The sequence below is a fragment of the Sphingomonas sp. BL-S-28 genome, assembly GCF_055521515.1.
In genome coordinates this window covers 157,670-178,294 of the sequence record NZ_CM145484.1, presented here as the reverse complement: position 1 = coordinate 178,294, position 20,625 = coordinate 157,670, and the positions used below count along the sequence as shown (strand labels likewise).

17 protein-coding genes are annotated in these 20,625 nt (G+C 64.1%); 8 read left to right on the top strand and 9 right to left on the bottom strand.

The features are described 5' to 3' along the window. Nucleotides 1–387: 387 nt before the first annotated feature. The gene (guaA, locus tag ACZ1JC_RS09605; RefSeq protein ID WP_465137074.1) at nucleotides 388–1,971 is read left to right on the top strand and encodes a glutamine-hydrolyzing GMP synthase; all 1,584 of its coding nucleotides are present in this window, start codon (nucleotides 388–390) and stop codon (nucleotides 1,969–1,971) included. A gap of 274 nt (nucleotides 1,972–2,245) precedes the next feature. Further along, nucleotides 2,246–3,448: an acyltransferase family protein gene (locus ACZ1JC_RS09600; protein WP_465137075.1), complete on the top strand. Its 1,203-nt coding sequence runs from the start codon at nucleotides 2,246–2,248 to the stop codon at nucleotides 3,446–3,448. A gap of 22 nt (nucleotides 3,449–3,470) precedes the next feature. Here ACZ1JC_RS09600 and ACZ1JC_RS09595 read toward each other — a convergent pair whose 3' ends face one another. After that, nucleotides 3,471–3,962, bottom strand: a complete 492-nt coding sequence (locus ACZ1JC_RS09595; protein ID WP_465137076.1) for a methylated-DNA--[protein]-cysteine S-methyltransferase — start codon at nucleotides 3,960–3,962, stop codon at nucleotides 3,471–3,473. Between the two features lie 143 nt (nucleotides 3,963–4,105). On the opposite strand from ACZ1JC_RS09595, the gene ACZ1JC_RS09590 reads away from it, so the two are divergent. Continuing rightward, a complete protein-coding gene (locus ACZ1JC_RS09590) occupies nucleotides 4,106–4,525 on the top strand; it encodes a GNAT family acetyltransferase (protein ID WP_465137077.1) in 420 nt (139 codons plus the stop codon). An 81-nt stretch (nucleotides 4,526–4,606) separates the two neighbouring features. On the opposite strand, the gene ACZ1JC_RS09585 is transcribed toward ACZ1JC_RS09590, so the two are convergent. The 4 genes from ACZ1JC_RS09585 to ACZ1JC_RS09570 all read right to left on the bottom strand — a co-directional run bounded on the left by ACZ1JC_RS09585 (nucleotide 4,607) and on the right by ACZ1JC_RS09570 (nucleotide 7,632). Continuing rightward, complete coding sequence (locus ACZ1JC_RS09585; RefSeq protein ID WP_465137078.1) at nucleotides 4,607–5,029, bottom strand: hypothetical protein; 423 nt, start codon at nucleotides 5,027–5,029, stop codon at nucleotides 4,607–4,609. A 119-nt stretch (nucleotides 5,030–5,148) separates the two neighbouring features. Then, entirely contained in the window at nucleotides 5,149–6,567 is a 1,419-nt protein-coding gene (gene tldD, locus ACZ1JC_RS09580) for a metalloprotease TldD (RefSeq protein WP_465138636.1), read from the bottom strand. An 82-nt stretch (nucleotides 6,568–6,649) separates the two neighbouring features. Next, nucleotides 6,650–6,862, bottom strand: a complete 213-nt coding sequence (locus ACZ1JC_RS09575; RefSeq protein WP_465137079.1) for a zinc-finger domain-containing protein — start codon at nucleotides 6,860–6,862, stop codon at nucleotides 6,650–6,652. Between the two features lie 200 nt (nucleotides 6,863–7,062). Further along, nucleotides 7,063–7,632, bottom strand: a complete 570-nt coding sequence (locus ACZ1JC_RS09570) for an FMN-dependent NADH-azoreductase (protein WP_465137080.1) — start codon at nucleotides 7,630–7,632, stop codon at nucleotides 7,063–7,065. A 155-nt stretch (nucleotides 7,633–7,787) separates the two neighbouring features. Here ACZ1JC_RS09570 and ACZ1JC_RS09565 point away from each other — a divergent pair, with 155 nt between their 5' ends. After that, a complete protein-coding gene (locus tag ACZ1JC_RS09565) occupies nucleotides 7,788–8,234 on the top strand; it encodes a winged helix-turn-helix transcriptional regulator (RefSeq protein WP_465137081.1) in 447 nt (148 codons plus the stop codon). Between the two features lie 134 nt (nucleotides 8,235–8,368). Here the strand turns inward: ACZ1JC_RS09565 and ACZ1JC_RS09560 are convergent, their stop codons facing one another. Next, nucleotides 8,369–9,634 carry a cytochrome P450 gene (locus tag ACZ1JC_RS09560; protein WP_465137082.1) on the bottom strand — a complete coding sequence of 422 codons (1,266 nt, stop codon included), beginning with the start codon at nucleotides 9,632–9,634 and terminating at the stop codon, nucleotides 8,369–8,371. Between the two features lie 166 nt (nucleotides 9,635–9,800). Between ACZ1JC_RS09560 and ACZ1JC_RS09555 the strand changes: the two genes are divergently transcribed. Both ACZ1JC_RS09555 and nadB read left to right on the top strand, forming a co-directional pair. Next, on the top strand, nucleotides 9,801–10,751 hold the full coding sequence (locus tag ACZ1JC_RS09555; RefSeq protein WP_465138637.1) for an ABC transporter ATP-binding protein: 951 nt from the start codon (nucleotides 9,801–9,803) through the stop codon (nucleotides 10,749–10,751). A gap of 120 nt (nucleotides 10,752–10,871) precedes the next feature. After that, nucleotides 10,872–12,473 (top strand): L-aspartate oxidase, encoded by a 1,602-nt coding sequence (gene nadB, locus ACZ1JC_RS09550; protein WP_465137083.1) that lies wholly within the window; start codon nucleotides 10,872–10,874, stop codon nucleotides 12,471–12,473. Between the two features lie 351 nt (nucleotides 12,474–12,824). Here nadB and ACZ1JC_RS09545 read toward each other — a convergent pair whose 3' ends face one another. Continuing rightward, nucleotides 12,825–13,070, bottom strand: a complete 246-nt coding sequence (locus ACZ1JC_RS09545; protein WP_465137084.1) for a GlsB/YeaQ/YmgE family stress response membrane protein — start codon at nucleotides 13,068–13,070, stop codon at nucleotides 12,825–12,827. A 907-nt stretch (nucleotides 13,071–13,977) separates the two neighbouring features. On the opposite strand from ACZ1JC_RS09545, the gene ACZ1JC_RS09540 reads away from it, so the two are divergent. Both ACZ1JC_RS09540 and ACZ1JC_RS09535 read left to right on the top strand, forming a co-directional pair. Continuing rightward, nucleotides 13,978–15,897, top strand: a complete 1,920-nt coding sequence (locus ACZ1JC_RS09540; RefSeq protein ID WP_465138638.1) for a ribonucleoside-diphosphate reductase subunit alpha — start codon at nucleotides 13,978–13,980, stop codon at nucleotides 15,895–15,897. Between the two features lie 373 nt (nucleotides 15,898–16,270). Beyond that, nucleotides 16,271–17,422 carry a glycerophosphodiester phosphodiesterase gene (locus ACZ1JC_RS09535; protein ID WP_465137085.1) on the top strand — a complete coding sequence of 384 codons (1,152 nt, stop codon included), beginning with the start codon at nucleotides 16,271–16,273 and terminating at the stop codon, nucleotides 17,420–17,422. Between the two features lie 209 nt (nucleotides 17,423–17,631). On the opposite strand, the gene ACZ1JC_RS09530 is transcribed toward ACZ1JC_RS09535, so the two are convergent. Together ACZ1JC_RS09530 and ACZ1JC_RS09525 are read right to left on the bottom strand one after the other, a co-directional pair. After that, complete coding sequence (locus ACZ1JC_RS09530) at nucleotides 17,632–19,146, bottom strand: alginate export family protein (RefSeq protein ID WP_465137086.1); 1,515 nt, start codon at nucleotides 19,144–19,146, stop codon at nucleotides 17,632–17,634. Between the two features lie 136 nt (nucleotides 19,147–19,282). Beyond that, a complete protein-coding gene (locus ACZ1JC_RS09525) occupies nucleotides 19,283–20,590 on the bottom strand; it encodes an MFS transporter (protein ID WP_465137087.1) in 1,308 nt (435 codons plus the stop codon). Nucleotides 20,591–20,625: the final 35 nt, after the last annotated feature.

Below are 20,625 nucleotides of genomic sequence, written 5' to 3'. Positions count from 1 at the left end.
GAAGCATCTGACGCAAGAAAGGGCGGCCCCTTGCGGAGCCGCCCTTTGCCATATGGGGATCGTCCAATGCCGGGAGGGGAAGCATTGGACTTCTGCCGCGACGCACACACCCTGCGCGGAGCGGCAGCGGCGAACGCCGGGGAGGCATTCGCGAAATGGCTATTTCCTGCAAACTTAGCTTTTTTGGCTTATGCTGACCGGGCGGTCACGACGCCCTGCCATGGGACGCTAATTACAGTGGTGCGGAATTTTTGCAAATCACAAAGAAACAAAATTACGTGAATATTTTGCAACTAACGCCATCTTGTCAGCGCCGAATCCAGCCCGCCGCCCCCAAACCCGCCGCCTGCACTGGACACCTGCGACATGTCGCTATAGTGGCCGGCCATGACTGACCAGACTCCCTCATCGAATCCGGGGCAGGGCTCCGACTCCATCCTGATCGTCGATTTCGGCAGCCAGGTTACCCAGCTTATCGCTCGCCGCGTGCGCGAGGCAGGCGTCTATTCGGAAATCGCCCCGTTCAATGCCGCGAAGGAAGCCTTCGCCCGCATGAAGCCGGCCGGCGTGATCCTTTCCGGCTCGCCCGCTTCGGTGCTGGACGAGAACGGCCCGCGCATTCCCGATGAAATCCTTGAAAGCGGCCTGCCCATGCTGGGCATCTGCTACGGCCAGCAGTCGCTGATGCACCAGCTTGGCGGTGAAGTGCTGCTGGGCGACACCGGCGAATTCGGCCGTGCCTTCATCGAGATCGGTGACGATTGCGCGCTGTTCGACGGCCTCTGGGCCAAGGGTGAGCGCCATCAGGTATGGATGAGCCACGGCGACAAGGTGACCAGCCTTGCCCCCGGCTTCCGCCCGGTCGCTTCCAGCGAAGGCGCACCTTTCGCGGTGATCGCCAACGATGAGAAGCGCATCTACGCGATGCAGTTCCACCCCGAAGTCGTGCACACGCCCGACGGCGGCAAGCTGCTGAAGAACTTCGTCCGTCACGTCTGCGGCCTGGCCGGTGACTGGACCATGGCGGAGTTCCGCAAGACCAAGATCGAGGAAATCCGCGCGCAGGTCGGCGACAAGCGCGTGATCTGCGGTCTTTCGGGCGGCGTCGATTCGGCGGTTGCAGCCCTGCTGATCCACGAAGCGATCGGCGACCAGCTGACCTGCGTCTTCGTCGACGGCGGCGTGCTGCGCATGGGCGAGGCCGAGCAGGTCGTCAGCCTGTTCCGCGGCCACTACAACATCCCGCTGGTCCACGTCGACGCGTCGACGCTGTTCCTCAAGGGTCTTGAAGGCGTCACCGATCCCGAAGCCAAGCGCAAGTTCATCGGCAAGACTTTCATCGACGTCTTCGAGGACGAAGCGAAGAAGATCGGCGGCGCGCAGTTCCTGGCGCAGGGCACGCTCTATCCGGACGTGATCGAATCGGTCTCGTTCACCGGCGGTCCCTCGGTCACGATCAAGAGCCACCACAACGTCGGCGGCCTGCCCGAGCGCATGAACATGAAGCTGGTCGAGCCGCTTCGCGAACTGTTCAAGGACGAAGTCCGCGTTCTCGGCCGCGAACTGGGCCTGCCAGAGATCTTCGTGGGCCGCCACCCGTTCCCCGGACCGGGCCTGGCGATCCGCATCCCCGGCGAAGTGACGCGCGAACGCTGCGACATCCTGCGCAAGGCCGATGCGATCTACCTTGAAGAAATCCGCAATGCCGGCCTCTACGACGCGATCTGGCAGGCCTTCGCGGTGCTGCTGCCGGTGAAGACCGTTGGCGTGATGGGCGACGGCCGCACGTACGACAGCGTCTGCGCGCTGCGCGCAGTGACCTCCACCGACGGCATGACCGCGGACATCTATCCCTTCGACGCCGGCTTCCTGTCGCGCGTGGCGACCCGCATCATCAACGAGGTGAAGGGCATCAACCGCGTGGTCTACGACTACACCTCGAAGCCGCCCGGCACGATCGAGTGGGAGTGATCTGCCGTCTGGCACCTGACTGGTAGCCAAGCGCAAGCAAACGAAAGAGCCCGCAGCGATGCGGGCTCTTTTCTGTTTGGGCCGGCGAAGTTCGCGCCGCTGCGAAATTGGTGCGCGTTTTATCTCCCCGTTTTGCACAATTGCCCCGGCCCGACGGGATCATACACTTTCGATGCCCCGGGGTATGGCCGCTGGCGCGCCGAACGGATGCGGCGGGGGTGTGGCACGGGGTGAGGCGCGGTCCGTGGCAACCTATCGGTGAGGCAATCCCAGGATGGGCACTTCTTTCATGAACGGGGTTATGAAGGCGGTGCACTGGCCGACGCTTGGCGGGCGGAAGGTGGAACTGGATTTTCTGCGCGGGATTGCCATCCTGCTGGCCTGCGGGTGGCATTTCAATCAAACCGTCACCGGCATTGCGCCGCTGGACTGGCTGCTTGCGCCCGGGCGAACGATGGGATGGGCCGGGGTCGATCTCTTTTTCGTGCTCAGCGGGTTTCTGATCGGTGGCCTGCTGTTCTCGGAATTCGAAAACGAGGGCGGTTTTCAACCCGGCCGCTTTCTGATCCGCCGCGCGTTCAAGATATGGCCAGTGCTCTATTCCTTTATCCTGCTGCAATTGCTCATAAGGCAGCACCCCTGGCAAAGTTACTTCTTCCAGTGCCTGTTTCACGTGCAGAACTATTTCCCCACGCCGCTGTCTCCATTGTGGAGTCTGGCCGTGGAGGAGCAGTTCTATCTGGCATTCGCCGTTCTTTATGCCGGGGTGATTGCCTTTGCCGGTAGTATTCGCCCGATGCCGTGGCTTTTGGCAGGATTGATGGTGATCGTGCTGTTGGCGCGCAGCATCGCGGTGATCGAGCATGTTAAAAACGATGCGATGATGCAGACGCAGTATCGCATAGATGCACTGTCATGCGGTGTAGCGCTTCGCTATATTCATATTTTCCACAAAGGCCTGTTCGAAAGAATTGCCTCTTATAAAATTCCGCTGGCTCTGTTCTGGACAGCCGGTGCCTATATCATATCGGTTAGTAATCCGCAGGGCGATTTCATGCATTCGATAGGCTTCACGATGGTCTATCTGACGGCGGCATCCTTCATCGTCTTCTGTTACGATATGCCCTTATCGATTTCCCGCTCCGTTTTCGTGCGCGGGCTGGCCTATATCGGGCTGTTTTCCTACGCGATCTATGTGGTTCAATATGCCGCGGTGAGGCCATCGGCGGTATTGGCGGATCGATTGCACCTCGCGGGAACCTCCGCCGCGCTGTTCAAGCTGGCGATGACTTATAGCGGCGCTTTTGTTGCAGGGGTCATCGTGACGATAGCGGTGGAGCGCCCGATGTTGAGCCTGCGCAGCTACCTGTTTCCGCAGCACGGTCTGCGCGCCCGGCAGCCGGACTTGTTTACGGAAGCGATGCCGGTGCCCACCGCGGCCGATCGTCATCTCGCGCCCGTGGAGAGCGCCGGATGAGCGACGCCCAGGCGGCGTTTTATCAGAGCAAGAGTTTGGGACCTTCGAGCTTCAGCAGGAAGGCCTTGGCCTCCAGCCCGCCGGCAAAGCCGGTCAGCGCGCCGCTGGCGCCGACCACGCGGTGGCACGGCGCGATGATCGAAACCGGATTGCGCCCGTTGGCGGCACCGACCGCGCGGCTTGCCGTGGGGCGGCCGACGATCTCGGCGATCTGGCTATAGCTGCGCGTCTCGCCGAACGGGATCGTCAGCAGGGCGTTCCAGACGCTTTTCTGAAAATCGGTGCCGCGAAAATCGATCGGTATGTCGAATTCCGTCCGTCCTCCTGCGAAGTATTCGCCCAGTTGGGTGGAGGCGCGCCGAAGGGTCGGATGGGTCGCGTCGTCAACGAGATCGGCCAGTCGCACACGGGCGGGATCGTCGTCTTCCCAAAGGACCGCAACCAGTCCGGCATTGCTGGCCACCAGCGTCAGCGTGCCTACCGGCGACGGCATGTGGGAACGGAACAGCGACATCGGCAATCTCCAGGGACGGGCCGGCGTTAGATAGTTAGGCGGCGGGCAACGGAAAGCCCTTCCGTCAATTATGTCGGGATTTCCTTGCCCTGGTGAATGCCACCGGCAACGTGTGCGGCGGTCTATCCGGAGAAGCAGCGCAAATGGCAGTGAATATAGTCGAAGCCCTGGCCGCCGATCGCGCCGAAGTGATCGCGCTCTGGCAGTCTGCCGGCCTGACGCGGCCGTGGAACGAGCCTTCGGCGGACTATGATCTCGCTCTCGCACGGGACGGAAGCACGATTCTCTGCGCCCGCAGCGCAGGGGTTCTTGTGGGCACGGTAATGGTCGGCTTCGACGGCCATCGCGGGTGGGTCTATTACCTGGGCGTGAGAGACGAGTGGCGCGGGCAGGGTGTCGCCCGCGCCCTGATGGCGGCTTGCGAACAGTGGTTGGCCGCGCGCGGTTGCCCCAAGATCCAGTTGATGGTGCGCGGCGACAATCGGGTGGCACTCGGTTTCTACGATGCCATCGGGTACGAGGTGCAGGATGTCGTCACGCTGGGCCGCCGCCTGGACGGATAGCCGGGGCAATGCAGAAGGCGACCGAAGCGCGAGGTTCCGGCCGCCTTCATCGGGAGATGCTGATCCCGGTTCGGCTTGCGCCTAGTTTCCGGGGGAAGCCTGCTGTTTCACGCGTGTATAGGGCACGAAGTCCTGCAGGCCTACAAAGCCGTTCCACATGCGCGTGCTGCGGTCATGCAACTGGATCGTGTCCAGCCGGCAGAGCTGGCTGGAATAGAGCTTGGTGACGAGAATGCTGTCCGAATCCAGCTTGTCCGCATTGGTCGGTCGGTTGACGTACAGCGTGCCGCCAATGCGGTAGACGATCGCGGTCTTGTCGATCACTTGCGTATCGTTCGACTGGTTGAGCGGGATGCAGTTTACCGGCTTGCCCGCCTCGCGCCCGTCGAGGATCTTGGCAAGCTGTTGCTCGCCCGTCAGCTTCGGTTTGGCGGAAACGGCGGCGGGGGTGGCGATGAGGCTGGTCGCGATCAGCGCGGCAGCGGCGACACGGTGATATGCCATTGTTTTACCTTCCAGAAAGCCCGCCCTTGCCAGGACATTGGCATGGTCAGGCTTAACCCGCAATGACCGTCGCACGTGTGGGGCGCTTCGCCGTCAGTTGTCCGAAGTCGGCGCCCGAGTCAGGCAGTTCCGCCGACTGTGATGCCCTCCACCAGCAGCGTGGGCTGGCCGACCCCGGCGGGAACGCTCTGGCCGCCCTTGCCACAGACGCCGACGCCGCGATCGAGTTCGAGGTCGTTGCCGATGCCGGTCACGCGGGTCAGCACGGTCGGGCCGTCGCCGATCAGCGTGGCGCCCTTGATCGGGGCGCCCAGCTTGCCGTTCTCCACCTTGTAGGCCTCGTTGCACGAGAACACGAACTTGCCCGAGACGATGTCCACCTGGCCGCCGCCCATGGACTTCACGAAGATGCCGTTCTTCACGCGGGCCAGCAGTTCGGCGGGATCGTCGTTGCCGGCCTTCATGAAGGTGTTGGTCATGCGCACTTGCGGGGCATAGGCGTAGTTTTCGCGCCGGCCGTTGCCGGTCGATTCCACGCCCATCAGCCGCGCGTTCATGCGGTCCTGCATGTAGCCCTTCAGGATGCCGTCCTCGATCAGCACGGTTTCCTGCGTGGGCGTGCCTTCATCGTCGATGGAGAGCGACCCGCGCCGGTCGGAGATCGAGCCATCGTCGATCACCGTCACGCCCGGTGCGGCCACGCGCTCGCCGATGCGGCCGGAGAAGGCGGAGGTGCCCTTGCGGTTGAAATCGCCTTCCAGCCCGTGGCCTACCGCTTCATGCAGGATCACCCCGGGCCAGCCGGGCGCGATTAGCACGGTCATTTCGCCGGCGGGGGCATCCACGCTTTCCAGATTGACCAGCGCCTGTGCCAGCGCGGTGTCGATGGCATTGTTCCAGTTCGCCGGATCGAACAGCGTATCGTAAAGGTGGCGGCCGCCCATGCCGAACGAGCCGGTTTCGCGCCGGCCGTTGCTTTCGGCGACGATCGAGACGGAGAGGCGCACCAGCGGCCGCACGTCGGTGGCGACGAAGCCGTCCGGCCGCACGATTTCCACCACCGACCACTGCCCGGTCAGGCTGGCGCTGACTTGCGAGACGCGCGGATCGCGGGCGCGGGCGGCGGCGTCGATCTGCTCCAGCAGGCGCACCTTGTCCTCGAACGGCACCAGATCGAGCGGGGAGGCATCGGTATAGAGATGGCGGTTGCTGCGCAGCGGCGGCGCGGGGCGGATGCCGGTGGCGGGATCGAGCAGTTGCAGCGTCTCGCCCGCGCGGCGGATGGCGGCGGCGGAAATCTCGTTTGCGTGGGCAAAGCCGGTCATCTCGCCGGTGACGCCGCGCAGGCCGAAGCCGGCATCGCGCGAATAGTCCGCCGTTTTCAGGCGGCCGTCATCGAAGCCGAAGGCCTCGGTGGCGATGAACTGCATGTAGAGTTCGCCGTCCTCGCAGCGCTGCAAGGTCTCGCGGGCGAGGGCCTGAGCCTCCTCGGGCGAAAGCTGGCGATAGAGGAGCGAGCGCGGATCGGGGCTGGTCATGCCCACGGATATAGGGTGGCGATCCGCGGTATCAAACGAATAACGGGCCGGGTCGTTGGACCCGGCACGACAGGAAAGCCGATCAGGCCGCCTGTTGGTCGGCCGGGCCGCCCTTCAGGACGAAGTGGCGGTCGCAATAACCGCAATCGACATAGCCTTTCTCGTCGATCTCCAGCCACACGCGCGGGTGGCCGAGAGCGGCAGCCTTGTAGGTGCCGTTCGAGCGGATGTCGGTGGCCCCGTCGCAGGAAACGCGGTGGGAATCGGTGAAGACGGTTTCGGGCTGCGTGCTCATGGATCGGCCGATTACCAAGCCTCTGGAAGAATTTCCAGCGGGCAAATTTGTTTGAAATCCGCCGTGGGCGGATTTTGCGGCACCGGCCCTCTCCCTCACCCAACCACCCATAGGGTACTATCGTCGGGTGGTTGGGTGGGGAAGAGGGCCGGTGCCGCGTTCCAATGCGCTTTCGCGCATTTGGAACAAACCGCGCAATATCAGGCGGGAACAGTCAGCGCGCCGGCTTCGGCGAGTGCGTCGGCCAGGGCCTTTTCGCGCACTTCCGGCCCGATGGCGATGCCTTCGGCGAGCACGAAGATCGGATCGGTGATGCCGATGAAGCCCAGCACCGCGCGCAGGTAGCTTTCGGCGTGCTCGACGGCGGCGCCGGGCTGGCCTTCACCGTAGTAGCCGCCGCGCGACAGGGCGACGTAGACCTTCTTGCCGCCGGCCAGACCCTGCGGACCTTCGGCGGTGTACTGGAAGGTCTTGCCGGCCACGAGCACGCGGTCGAACCAGGCCTTGAGCTGGCTGGGGATGGTGAAGTTGTACATGCCGGCGCCGATCACGATCACGTCGGCGGCCAGGAATTCGGCCAGTTCGGGCGTGCCGGCCGGGTTGCCGAGGACGTCGAGCGTCAGGTGCGGCAGGGCTTCGGCAGCAAGGTCGCGGTAGCTGACTTCAAGCGAGGGATCGGCCTGCGTCAGGTTGCCGACGATGGCGGCCGAAACCGCGCGGCTGACCGAGTTTTCGCCGAGAATGCTGGAATCGAGATGGAGAAGCTTCATGGGGGGGGTGCCTTCAGTTGGGAGTAGGTGGTCTGGAAAAATGCCGGTCTAGAAAAATGCCAGTCTAGAAAAGTGCCAGTCTAGAAAAGTGACTGGGTATAGCTATGTTGCACTGCGACGCCCGCCAAGAGCGCATTTTTTCAGGACCTGGTAACGTGAAGATGACTACCCTTGAACTCGATGGCCTTGAGCTTGCCCCCGAGACTGCAGACGCACCGCAGCCCGCGCCTGTCATCGAAGTCGTTCACTCCGCCAGCAGTTGCCGCATGGTCGGCGACATTCTGGCGCGCGTGGGTGATAAGTGGTCGATGCTCGTCGTCATGACGCTGCTGGAAGGCAACCGCCATTTCAACGAGTTGAAGCGCGGGATCGAAGGCATTTCGCAGCAGATGCTCTCTCGCACCTTGCGCGCGCTGGAGCGCGATGGGCTGGTGGTGCGGACGGTCCACGCCAGCGTTCCGGTGAGGGTCGAGTATTCGCTCAGCGATCTCGGCCGTTCGCTGGCGGAGCCGGTGAAGGCGCTGGGGGCCTGGGCCGTCACCAATCGCGTGTCGATCGAGGCGAGCCGATCGATCTATGACAGCCGCAGCGACGGGGTTTGAGGGGAAAATCTTTCGCCCCAGATAGCCGTCATCCCCGCGAAGGCGGGGATCCCGCTTGTTCCTGATGCGTAGCGCGAAGAAAGCGGGGCCCCCGCCTGCGCGGGGGCGACGGAGTTTGTTTGGAAGAGGGGGCGTCACTCCACCTTCAGATGCAGGTCCGCCAGTCCGCGAATGATGTAGCTGGGCTCATAGGCGATCCTCCGCGCGTCGGCCGGGCCGTGATATGCCTCGTCCAAGGTTATCGCGCGCGTCGCCGCCAGCAGGCATTCCAGCAGCACCGCCACTTCCGCTCGCGCCAATTGCGCGCCGGCGCAAGTATGCGCGCCGCGTCCAAAGGCCAGATGCTCCTTGATGCGCGGACGGCCGATCACGAAATCCGTGGGGTTCTCCCACCGGCGCGGATCGCGGTTGGCGGCGGAGAGCGAGATGACCAGCCGCTGCCCGGCCGGCACGTCCACATCGCCGATCTTCGTCTTGCGCGCGGCGATGCGGAACGTCGCCTTGGTGGAGCCTTCGATGCGCAGCACTTCCTCAAGGAACGGGCCGATCTTCGACGGATCTTCGCGCAGCATTTGCTGCATCGGCTGATCCTCCGCCAGTCGTCGCAGGGCGTTGCCGATCAGCTTGGCGCTGGTGTCCTGCCCGGCGGCGAAGAGGAACATGGCGGACTTCACCACTTCCATTGCGTCCGGCGTGGAACCGTCGGGATAAGTCGCCATGGCCATCTCGGTCATCACGTCGTCCTGCGGCTGGGCGCGGCGTTCGGCGACGTAGCGCGCGAAATAGCCGGCCATGGCGAGCAGCGGATGGATCGACTGGCCATCATCGCCGGCGTCCATGTTGCCCGGGGGCGGGGCGGCGTCGATCAGGGCGCGGAAGGCTTCGCGGTCCTCGGCCGGCACGCCGAGCAGGTCGGCGATGACCATGGTCACGAAGGGCGTCGCCACTTCGCCCACCAGTTCGCAGCCTCCGCGTGCCACGATATCGCGCACCATATCCTGCGCATAGGTGCGCATGAAGGCGGCGTTTGCCTTGAGACGCGAAGGCACGAACAGCGGATTGAGCAAGGCCCGTGCGGCGGCGTGGCGGTCTCCGTCATAGGAGACGAGCAGTTCCATCTCGGTGCTGGGATGGCTGGCGAGCTGCTCCGAAATATCGTCGCTCTCCACCGCGAAGGGCAGCGGCGTCAGCGGGTCGGGATTGAGCCAGGACGAGAAATCGCGGGCGTTGAGCAGCACGTCCAGTGATTCCTGAAAGCCGGTGACCAGCAGGATGTCCCGCCCCGGCATCGGGCAGACCGGGCCCTGCGCGCGCAGCCGCTCGAAATAGTCGTAGGGATCCAGAAGCACCGCGTGATCGGTGAAATAGTCGTGTTCCGTGTTCAGCGTTGCCGTGGCCATGGCTGCTCTCCCGCCAGAGGCAGGTCGGACTCGCCTGCCTTTTATGATCTATAATGGATCGTATTTGTTCAGCGAAGCACCGTCAATCGGTCAATTGTTGCGCAATCGTACGGCAGCGATGCCGCGCGCCCTTTACTGGCAGGCGATCCTGTCCCACATGCGGCGCATGACCAGCACCACTTCCGCCGCCATCTCCATCCGCGACCTCAAGAAGCGTTATGCCCCGGCGGGCAGCGGAGAGGGCAAGCTGGCGCTGAAGGGCGTGTCGTTCGATGTGCCCGAAGGCGGCATCTTCGGCCTGCTGGGCCCCAACGGCGCGGGCAAGTCCACGCTGATCAACATCATGGCCGGTCTGGTGCGCAAGACCTCCGGATCGATCGACATCTGGGGCTTCGACATCGATCGCAACCAGCGCAATGCCAAGCGATCGATCGGCATCGTGCCGCAGGAAATCGTCTTCGATCCGTTCTTCACGCCGTACGAAGTGCTGGAGAACCAGGCGGGCCTCTACGGCATCGCCAAGACCCTGCGCCGCAGTGAAGACCTGCTGCGCGCCGTCCACCTGATGGACAAGCGCGATGCCTATGCCCGCACGCTGTCGGGCGGCATGAAGCGCCGCCTGCTGATCGCCAAGGCACTGGTCCACCAGCCGCCGGTGCTGGTGCTGGACGAGCCGACCGCCGGTGTGGACGTCGAACTGCGCCGCCAGCTGTGGGAATTGGTCACCGAACTCAACCGCGAAGGCGCGACGATCGTGCTGACCACGCACTACCTCGAAGAAGCCGAGGAACTGTGCGACCGCATCGCCATCATCAATCACGGCGAACTGATCGCCAACATGCCCACCCGCGAACTGGTGGGCATGGCGCGTGAGAAGATCCTGGTCCTGACGCTGGACCGCGACATGGGCGAACTGCCCAACCATCCGGGCTTCGTGAAGTGCGAGAAGGATGGCGAGCGCGTGCTGCACATTACCTATGACAAGGACCGCGCCAATGCGGGCGAGATCCTCTCCGCCGTGCAGGCCCAGGGCTTCTCCATCGTCGACGTGACCACGCGCGAGGCGGACCTTGAGGACGTGTTCGTCAGCCTGACGAGTTCCGCACAGGCCGGCTGATCCGAAGCCTGAACTGAAGCCAGATCTCAAGGTTGTGCTGCACTGCAACATGATTGCGGGGCAAGCAGGAATGCAAAGCTAATTATTGCGCAGTCTGCATAGTCTCGGCATGGAGCCGGCATGACTACGGATTCTGTCGCTGCGCCCGCTCATGACGTCATTGTCGTCGGTTCCGGTGCCGCCGGTCTTACGGCCGCGCTGGCGCTGGCCGAAAAGCTGAAGGTGCTTGTCCTTGCCAAGGGCAGCCTCACCGGCGGGTCGACCGCCTGGGCGCAGGGCGGCATTGCTGCCGTGCTCGACGCCGGCGACACGTTCGACGAGCATATTCGCGATACCATGATCGCGGGCGCCGGGCTCAACCGCAGCGAGACCGTGGAATTCGTGATCGAGCGCGCGCCGCACGCGATCGAGCGGCTGGTGGAACTGGGCGTGCCGTTCAACATGGACGGCAACGAACTGCACCTGACGCGCGAAGGCGGCCATTCGCACCGCCGCATCGTCCACGTGGCGGACGCTACCGGCTGGGCGGTGCAGAGCGCGCTGCTGAAGGCGGCGGAAGCCAATCCCAACATCACCCTGCTGCCCGGCCAGTCGTGCATCGACCTGATCACCGGCCGGCATGAACTGCGCTATTCGGGATCGGGCCGGGTCTGGGGTGTCTATGCGCTGGACGAGAATACCGGCCGGGTGGAGGCGCACACCGCGCGCGCCACGATCCTGGCCACCGGCGGCGCAGGCCGCGTCTATCAGTTCTCCACCGCGCCGCGCGGGGCGACCGGGGACGGCATCGCCATGGCCTGGCGTGCGGGCGCGCGCGTCTCCAACATGGAGATGATGCAGTTCCACCCGACCTGCCTCTACAATCTGGACGTCAAGAACTTCCTCATTACCGAGGCGGTGCGGGGCGAGGGCGGCCGCCTGATCAACCCGCGCACCGGCAAGCGCTTCATGGAATACTACGATCCGGAGCGGCTGGAACTGGCCCCGCGCGACATCGTAGCCCGCGCCATCGACTCGGAGATCAAGCGCTTCGGCCTCGATTTCGTGCACCTCGATATCAGCCACCAGCCCGAAGCATTCGTGAAGGAGCACTTCCCGAACATCTACGAAAAGCTGCTGGGCCTGGGCATCGACATGACCAAGGAGCCGATCCCGGTCGTGCCCGCGCAGCACTATACCTGCGGCGGTATCCTCATCGATCTGGACGGCAAGACCGACCTGCCGGGGCTCTATGCGGCGGGCGAGTGCACCGAGAGCGGCCTCCACGGGGCCAATCGCCTTGCCTCCAACTCGCTGCTGGAATGCTTTGTCTTCGGCGAATCCTGCGCGGCGCACATCCTCGACCACTGGGACGCCTTCGATGCGCCGCCGCCGGTGCGCCAGTGGGACGAAAGCCGCGTGACCGACTCCGACGAGGAAGTGGTCATCAAGCAGAACTGGACCGAGATCCGCCGCTTCATGTGGAACTACGTCGGCATCGTGCGCACCACCAAGCGGCTGGAACGTGCCATGCACCGCATCCAGATGCTGAACGGTGAGGTGGAGGAATACTATCGCCACTTCCGCGTCTCGACCGACCTGATCGAGCTGCGCAACCTGCTTCAGACCGCCGGGCTGATCGTGCGCTCCGCCCTGCACCGGCATGAGAGCCGGGGGCTGCATTTCACGCTGGACTATCCGGTGACGGAGCCGGAGCCGCACGACACCGTGCTGGTGCCCTGACGGGGGGCTCGCCAGCGGAAGTCCAGCACCCTGCCAAGTCCGTCCCAACCAAGTTCGTCATCCCCGCGAAGGCGGGGATTCCGCTTGTTCTGGGGGCGTGGCGCGAAGGCAGCGGGGCCCCCGCCTTCGCGGGGGCGACGAGGTCGTAAAGGCGCGCAGGGAGTGATCGCTTTGGCGGGCAGATTTCCCTCGCCCGTCAATGGCACACGGCACCACCCTATTCGTCATTGCGAGCGTAACGAAGCAATCCAGAGCCGGCGTAAACCGCGCTGGATTGCTTCGTTACGCTCGCAATGACGACTGTTGAGGAAGGGCGAGAGCGCGCCTGAACGCCCCTCGCGCCTTGCAGCCTCACATCCCGATATGCAGCGCGCGGCCGATGAAGATCAGCGCCATCGCGCCCAGCACCGAGGCGAGGCAGCCCGCGCGCTGAAAGCCCGGATCGCCGCGCGTGGTGATCAGTCCGGCGGCGAAGGAACCGCCGATGCCCAGCAGGATCGTGGCGATCCAGCTCATATCCACGAAACCGGGATAGAGCCAACGCGCCAGCACGCCGATGATGAAGCCGCTGATGATGGCGCCGATCAGGTTGATCATGGAATTGAATGTCCTTGAGAATCGCAGGGTTGGCGACGCCTAGAAGCATCCAATGACGAGGTGGTTGCAAGTGGGGAATCGGCAAAGCGCGGATCGAGCCTGTCGAATACCCCGCCGCAAACGTTGCGACGGGTTGAGCCGCTTTGGCGGATCGATACGGGGAAAACGGCATCCAAGTGCCTAGACAGATGGGAAAAGCGGTCTTTCGGCATGCTCATTTCACCGCAAATGCGATTCGGTTCGTCGCCGTTTTATGTGGAAAAATTTTTGTGTCGGGGGATCAGATAGGCCCTTGCGCCCAAGCCCGATGAAGGACTTCCCACGCGTCGCGGCAGGTGCCGCGATGTAAACCCCCGCGATGCGATTGACCTTCGGGCAGGGCACCCCCACTTGCGTTGGAAACCAGAAAGGGCACTATGGGTTGTGGCGCGTCGGTCGCGGGGCATCTAAACCTAGGTATTGTCGTTTCCAGGCTGTGGGGGCTGGGCGGGAACGATTCCGGGTTGGATTGCCAAGCTTCAAGGCTGTTGGCGCCGGGGTCGGTCAGGGAATTTTGTTCTCTTTTTGTGCCGTCCGTGCTAGCCGGGTCGATCCTTCGTCCCGGCGACTCGCGCGGATGGCCGGTCGGCCCTGAAGCTATGTTGTGAAGGCGCCGTGTGGCGCTTCGATGACGCCGATTTAAGCAACGGGGGCAAACGTGGATTTCAGGAACGGAAGCGACGCTGAAGTGAACAGCTCCGATGTAATTGATGATGGTCAGGTTGAAATGCCCGGCTTTGAAACGAGCCGCAGCAATGCCCCGAAGGCGCCCGCAAAGGCGCCCCAGAAGGCAATGCCAAAAGCACTTGGGCCAAAAGCACTTGGTCCGAAGCAGGAAAAGGAGGCGGGCGTGAGCCCGGCAATCGCCATGGACAAGACCGATACCGCTTCGGCCGCGCTGGTGGCTGACGCTCTCGCCGCGGCTGCCTTGGCCGCCGCCATCGAAGCACCGAAACCGCGCGTGACCGATTCGAAGACGATCAACGATCGCCGTTTCACCGTCGTTACCGACGATGCGCGCGATGCGCTGCTGACCGACTTCGGCAAGGAAACGCTGGACGACCGCTACCTGCTGCCGGGTGAAAAGTACCAGGACCTCTTCGCGCGCGTCGCCGATGCCTATGCGGACGATCAGGACCACGCCCAGCGCCTGTACGACTATATCTCGAAGCTGTGGTTCATGCCCGCCACCCCCGTTCTGTCGAACGGCGGCACCGGCCGCGGCCTGCCCATCTCGTGCTACCTGAACTCGGTGGACGACAGCCTTGAGGGCATCGTTTCCACCTGGAACGAGAACGTCTGGCTCGCCTCGCGCGGCGGCGGCATCGGCACTTACTGGGGCAACGTGCGCGGCATCGGCGAGCCGGTGGGCCTCAACGGCAAGACCAGCGGCATCATTCCCTTCGTGCGCGTGATGGATTCGCTGACCCTCGCGATCTCGCAGGGTTCGCTGCGCCGCGGTTCGGCCGCCTGCTACCTCGACGTCTCGCACCCGGAAATCGAGGAATTCCTCGAAATCCGCAAGACTTCGGGCGACTTCAACCGCAAGGCGCTGAACCTGCACCACGGCGTGCTGCTGACCGACGAGTTCATGGAAGCCGTTCGCGACGGCAAGGACTTCGAGCTCAAGAGCCCGAAGGACGGTTCGGTGCGCGGCACCGTCCACGCCCGCTCGCTGTTCCAGAAGCTGGTCGAGGTTCGCCTGGCCACCGGTGAGCCCTATCTGGTGTTTTCCGACACCGTGAACCGCACGATGCCCAAGCATCACCGCGATCTGGGCCTCAAGGTCTCCACCTCGAACCTCTGCTCGGAAATCACGCTGCCCACCGGCCGCGACCATCTGGGCAACGACCGCACCGCCGTGTGCTGCCTCTCCTCGCTCAACCTGGAAACCTGGGAAGAGTGGAAGGGCGAGAAGCGCTTCGTGGAAGACGTGCTGCGCTTCCTCGACAACGTGCTGCAGGACTACATCGACCGCGCGCCGGACGAGATGGCCCGCGCCCGCTACTCCGCCGCGCGTGAGCGTTCGGTCGGCATGGGTGTCATGGGCTTCCACTCGTACCTCCAGAAGCGCGGCATCGCCTTCGAAAGCGCGATGGCCAAGGCGCTGAACATGCAGATGTTCCAGCACATCGCCGCCAAGGCGGACGAAGCCTCGCTGCTGCTCGCCAACGAGCGTGGCCCGTGCCCGGACGCCGCCGAAATGGGCGTGATGCAGCGCTTCAGCTGCAAGATGGCGATCGCGCCCACCGCGTCGATCTCGATCATCTGCGGCGGCACTTCGGCCTGCATCGAGCCGATCCCGGCGAACATCTACACGCACAAGACGCTCTCGGGCAGCTTCGTGGTGAAGAACCCGTATCTGGAGAAGCTGCTGGCTTCGAAGTCGAAGGACTCCACCAATGTGTGGAACTCGATCCTCGAACACGGCGGCTCGGTCCAGCAGCTCGACTTCCTCTCGCCGGAGGAAAAGGCGATCTTCAAGACCAGCTTCGAAATCGACCAGCGCTGGCTGCTCGAATTCGCGGCGGACCGCACGCCCTACATCGATCAGGCGCAGTCGCTGAACCTGTTCATCCCGGCGGACGTGGACAAGTGGGACCTGATGATGCTGCACTTCCAGGCCTGGGAGAAGGGCATCAAGTCGCTCTACTACCTGCGCTCGAAGTCGGTGCAGCGCGCGGGCTTCGCAGGCTCGGGCGGCGTCGAGGCAGACAATACGCCCGAAGCGCCCAAGTTCGAGATCGGCGAGACGACCGATTACGACGAGTGCCTTGCTTGCCAGTAAAGGCAGGCTGACAGGATCACCGAGAGACGGCTCTCCGGCCTTGTGCCGGGGGGCCGTTTTCTTTTGCCCTGAACCCGCCCAAGCCCTTACCCGTCATCCCCGCGAAGGCGGGGATCCCGCTTGTCTTTGCGGGCTCGGCGGAAGGAAGCGGGGCCCCCGCCTGCGCGGGGGCGACGAGGTGATTTGGGCTGCGTGAGGTTTTTCGGCCGGCGGTGATTATATGGCTGACAGAGATGGGCGCCGATGGGGCTTTGACCACAAGCTGTCATTCTCCGGGCCTAGCGACAGGCGCCAAGGCCATGTCTCTGGTTATCCTTGTGAAAATGAGGTGAAACTGCGCATGTCCGGTCTACGCTCGCCAAGGATTCCCCCGATGATCGACAGCCGCCTGTCCCGCCGTTCGCTTGTAGGTGCCGGGTTGGGCGCCGGGTTGGGTCTTGGACTGGCGGCAGGCATCGCGCCCGGCGTGCTGGCAGCGCCTGCAAAGGCGCGCCTCGCGCGTCCGGCCAAGCCGCTGGTGATCGGCCATCGCGGCTGCTCGGCGCTGCGGCCGGAGCATACCTTGGGCTCTTATGCCAAGGCGATTGCCGATGGGGCGGACTTCATCGAGCCCGATCTGGTCAGCACCAAGGACGGTGTGCTGATCGCCCGGCATGAGAACAACATTGCCGAAACCACCGACGTTTCCGCCCACCCGGAGTTCGCGTCGCGCAAGACGACCAAGACCGTCGATGGCGAGCAGATGACCGGCTGGTTCACCGAGGACTTCACGCTGGCCGAGATCAAGAGCCTGCGCGCGAAGGAGCGGCTGGGCGCGCTACGGCCGGAAAGCCAGTCCTACGATGGCAAGTTCCAGGTCGTGACCTTCGAGGAGATCGCAGACTTCGTCGCCGCCGAATCCGCTGCGCGTGGGCGGGTGATCGGGGTGATTCCGGAGCTGAAGCACTCGACCTACTTCGCCGCGGCCGGCCTGCCGCTGGAGCAGCGCTTTCTCGATAGGCTGCACGCCAGCGCCTATCTCCAGAGCGCGCCGGTGATCGTGCAGAGCTTCGAGATCGCCAACCTGAAGTGGCTGCGTGCGCGGCTGGACGGGCTGGGGAATGTCCAGCTTTTGCAACTGACGATGCCGGGCACGATGAAGCCGGCCGATGTCGTGGCGAAGGGATCAGGCCCGACCTTCGATGAGATGCACAGCGATGCCGGGCTGGCCGAGATGGCGACTTATGCCGACTGGATCTCGCCCTACAATATGGCACTGTTGGCGCGGGACAAGGATGGGAAGCTGCTGGCGCAGGGCACCGGTCTGGTCGAGCGTGCCCATGCGGCGGGCCTGCTGGTTTCGACCTGGACGTTCCGGCCGGAGAACTATTTCCTGCCGACCGACTTGCGCGATGGTGGCGGGCAGGGTGCGCGCAATCCGGCGGGATCCATCGCCGAAATCCGCCGCTATCTGGCGCTGGGGATCGACTCGTTCTTCACCGACGATCCGGCGATCGGCCGTCAGGCAGTGGACGGGCGGACCTGATACCAAGGCTTCCGGGGGGGCAACAATTCTCCCACACCCGCTCATGCTGAGCTTGTCGAAGCAGGGGAACCTCGCACTACGTTTCTGGGGGCTTCGACAAGCTCAGCCTGAGCGGGAGGAAAGGTTGCCTCGCTTAAGTCCATCGAAAAACAGGAAAAGGCAGGGAAGCCGTGCTCCCCTGCCTTTTTTCGTGAATTCCGGCTTCGCGCTCAGAACTTGTAGTTCGCCATCAGGCCGAAGTAGTTGCCGTTCTTACCGCCGTTTTCCTGGAAGGAATCGCTGGCGGCGAAGTAGGTTTCCCAAAGGCGGAAGGCCAACCGGTCGGTCACCTGCCACGATGCTTCGAGGTTCAGGTCCGTACCGATCCTGCGGCTGCCGGCGTAAGGCGCGAAGCTCGATCCCGAGGGGCCGATGTAGACGCCGTCGCCCTCGCGCGCGCGCCACAGGAAGTCCGGCCCGGCCATGACGGTGATCGCCGGGGTCGGCTTCACGGTGACCGAGGGGTAGAGGTCCATCAGGTTGGAGAAGCTGAAGAACGCGGCCTCGCTGATCAGCGGCAGGCGGGCGGCGGCGGGGACGAAGGTGCCCACCTTGCCGTCGGTCAGGTCCTTGTCGCCGCTGAAGTAGTTGGCGCGCAGGCCCAGGCGAGGCTTCATCGAAACATCGCCGAAGGTGTAGCCGCCTTCGAACATGGTGCCGAACGCCTTGATGTCCTTGTCGATGAAAGTACCGCTCTGATAGGTGCTCTCAAGGTCGAGGTCCCAGTGCGGGCCGCGCTTCCACAGGCGGCCGCCCCAGTTATTGCGATCGTCCTTGCCGACGCCGGCGGCCAGCGTCGCGCGGTCGCGCTCCATCTCGTACCAATAGATGTCGGTGCCGAAGCCGGCGATGCGGTTGGGTGCGCTGATGTAGACGCCGTGGAAGTCCTGCGCGTGGTTCGGGCCATCGTCGAATGTGCCGGGATCGATCTGGATCGGCTTCACCGCGAAGACGTCTACCGAGACTTTGCCCGGCAGGATGTAGGTGGCGCGCACGCCCTGATAGGTGAAGCGCATGTTCAGGCCTTCGCGCACGCCCACCAGCTTGCCGTTGCCCAGCGGCATTTCGAAGCGGCCGGGGCGGAAGGTGACCTTGCCCGCCTTGCCCAGCGGCACCGTCACGTCGACGAAGGCCTGGTAGATGTCCACCTTGTCGCGGTTGGGCACGGTGGCGAACTGCTCGCCATATTCGCGGTTATCGCCCAGTTCCAGATAGGCGCGCAGGTTCGGGCCGACATGCAGATCCGCCAGCAGGCGCAGGCGCGACTGGACCGGATCGTTGTTGTCGTTGGGCTTCAGGCCGAGCGAGGAGTGGTGCCAGTCGGTGTAGTAGACACGCGCCTCGCCGCCGAGCGTCAGGTAGACGTCGTCATTGGCGATGGGGATGTGCTTGATCTTTTCCAGCAGCGGGGCGTCGGCATCGGGACGCTTCGACCAATCCTCGGTCCAGCGGATCGCCTGGGGCTGATTGGCCGGGCCGGGGCGGCCGCCAGGCATGGCTTCGGCGGGGCGAGCCTGCGATTTGGCGGGGCGGATGCCGGGAGGGGCCTGCGTGGAAAGAGTGCCGGCCTCGTCGGTCTTGCTGGTGTCCGGCGGGACGGACTGGGCAAGGGCGGGCTGGAAGGCGAACAGGGCCGCAGCGGCGGTGCCGCAGGCAAGCAGATTGAAGGCGCTGGGGGTGCGCATGGAAATTCCTCTCTGGAGCGTCTTGCTATTCTAGGCGGGGCGGCCGGCCGCACACGGCCGCCCCTTATCTTTTCTTGGCCGTTTAGGCCAATGGCCAGGCGCCGATGGTCAGGCGCCGACGATCAGGCGCCAATGATCAGGCAATGGCGGATTCGCGGTAGCGTACTTGCGAAAGCACCACGGCGGCGATCAGCGTGCCGCAGGCCAATGTCATGGCCACTGGAGCAAGGCCCCAGCCGGAGCTGAACAGCAGGCCGGCCACGATCGGACCCAGCGCCGCACCGGCGCGGCCCACGCCGATGACGAGACCCGTGCCGCCACCGCGCAGCGCGGCGGGATAGCTCTGGGCGATCACGGCGTAGAAACCGGCGATGGCAGCGTTCAGGAAGAAGCAGGCCACACAGGCGATCAGCGACAGGCCGCTCAGCGTCGTGAAGCCCTGACCGAACAGCATGACGGCCCCGGCGCCCAGCACCATCGAAGCGACCACCAGCGGACGAATGCCGACCTTCTGGCTGAGCAGGCTGACGACCAGCGAACCGATCGCGCCGCCGACATTGGCCCAGACCAGCACGCCGCCCGCCGATGCCGGCGCAAAGCCAAGGTCGACGACGATCTTCGGGATCCACTTCACCAGGAAGTAGAAGGTCATCATGTGGAAGAAGCAGACGGCCGTCAGCATCACGGTCACGTTGGCAAGGCCCGGCGCGAAGAGTGCGGCCACGCTGGTGCGTTCCTTCACGGGTTCGGCAGGCGGCATCGCGGAAAGCGGCTGGCGGTTCTGCTTCACGAGCGTGCGGTTGATCTTCTCCAGCGCGCCGGCGGGGCGCTTCAGCAACAGGAAGGCCATGGTTTCAGGCACCAGCCAGAGCACCAGCGGGATGAAGCAGAGCGTGACGACGGCGCCGAATTCGAAGACCGACTGCCATTGCCCGGTCACGCCGAGCAGCCACGAGGCGATCGAACCGCCGACGATGGCGCCCATCGGATAGCCGCCTGCCATGATCGCGACGTTCAGGTTGCGGCGGCGCGCATTGGAGCATTCGGCGACGACCGCATTGGTCGCGGCGAGCATGCCGCCGATGCCAAGGCCGGTGAACAGGCGATAGACCGAAAGCATCGGCACGCTGGTTGCGGTCGAGGCCAGGAACATGCCGCTGCCCATGATGACAAGGCAGGCGAGCAGCGTTGGACGGCGGCCCATCTTGTCGGCCAGGCTGCCCAGAATGAAGGCGCCGATGCCCATGCCGAACAGTTCCATGGAAAGCACGAGGCCGAGCGCGGCGCGATCGATGCCCCAATCCTTGGAAATGCCGGGTGCAGCAAAGCTGATCGACAGGACATCGAATCCGTCGAGGGCGTTGAGCGCGGTTGCGATGCCTACGGCAATGATCTGCCGGTAATGCATCGGCTCGCGCGCGATTATGGCGCGTGGGTCTTCCATGCACTTCTCCTGTGGTTCCGCTGCCTTCTGTCAGG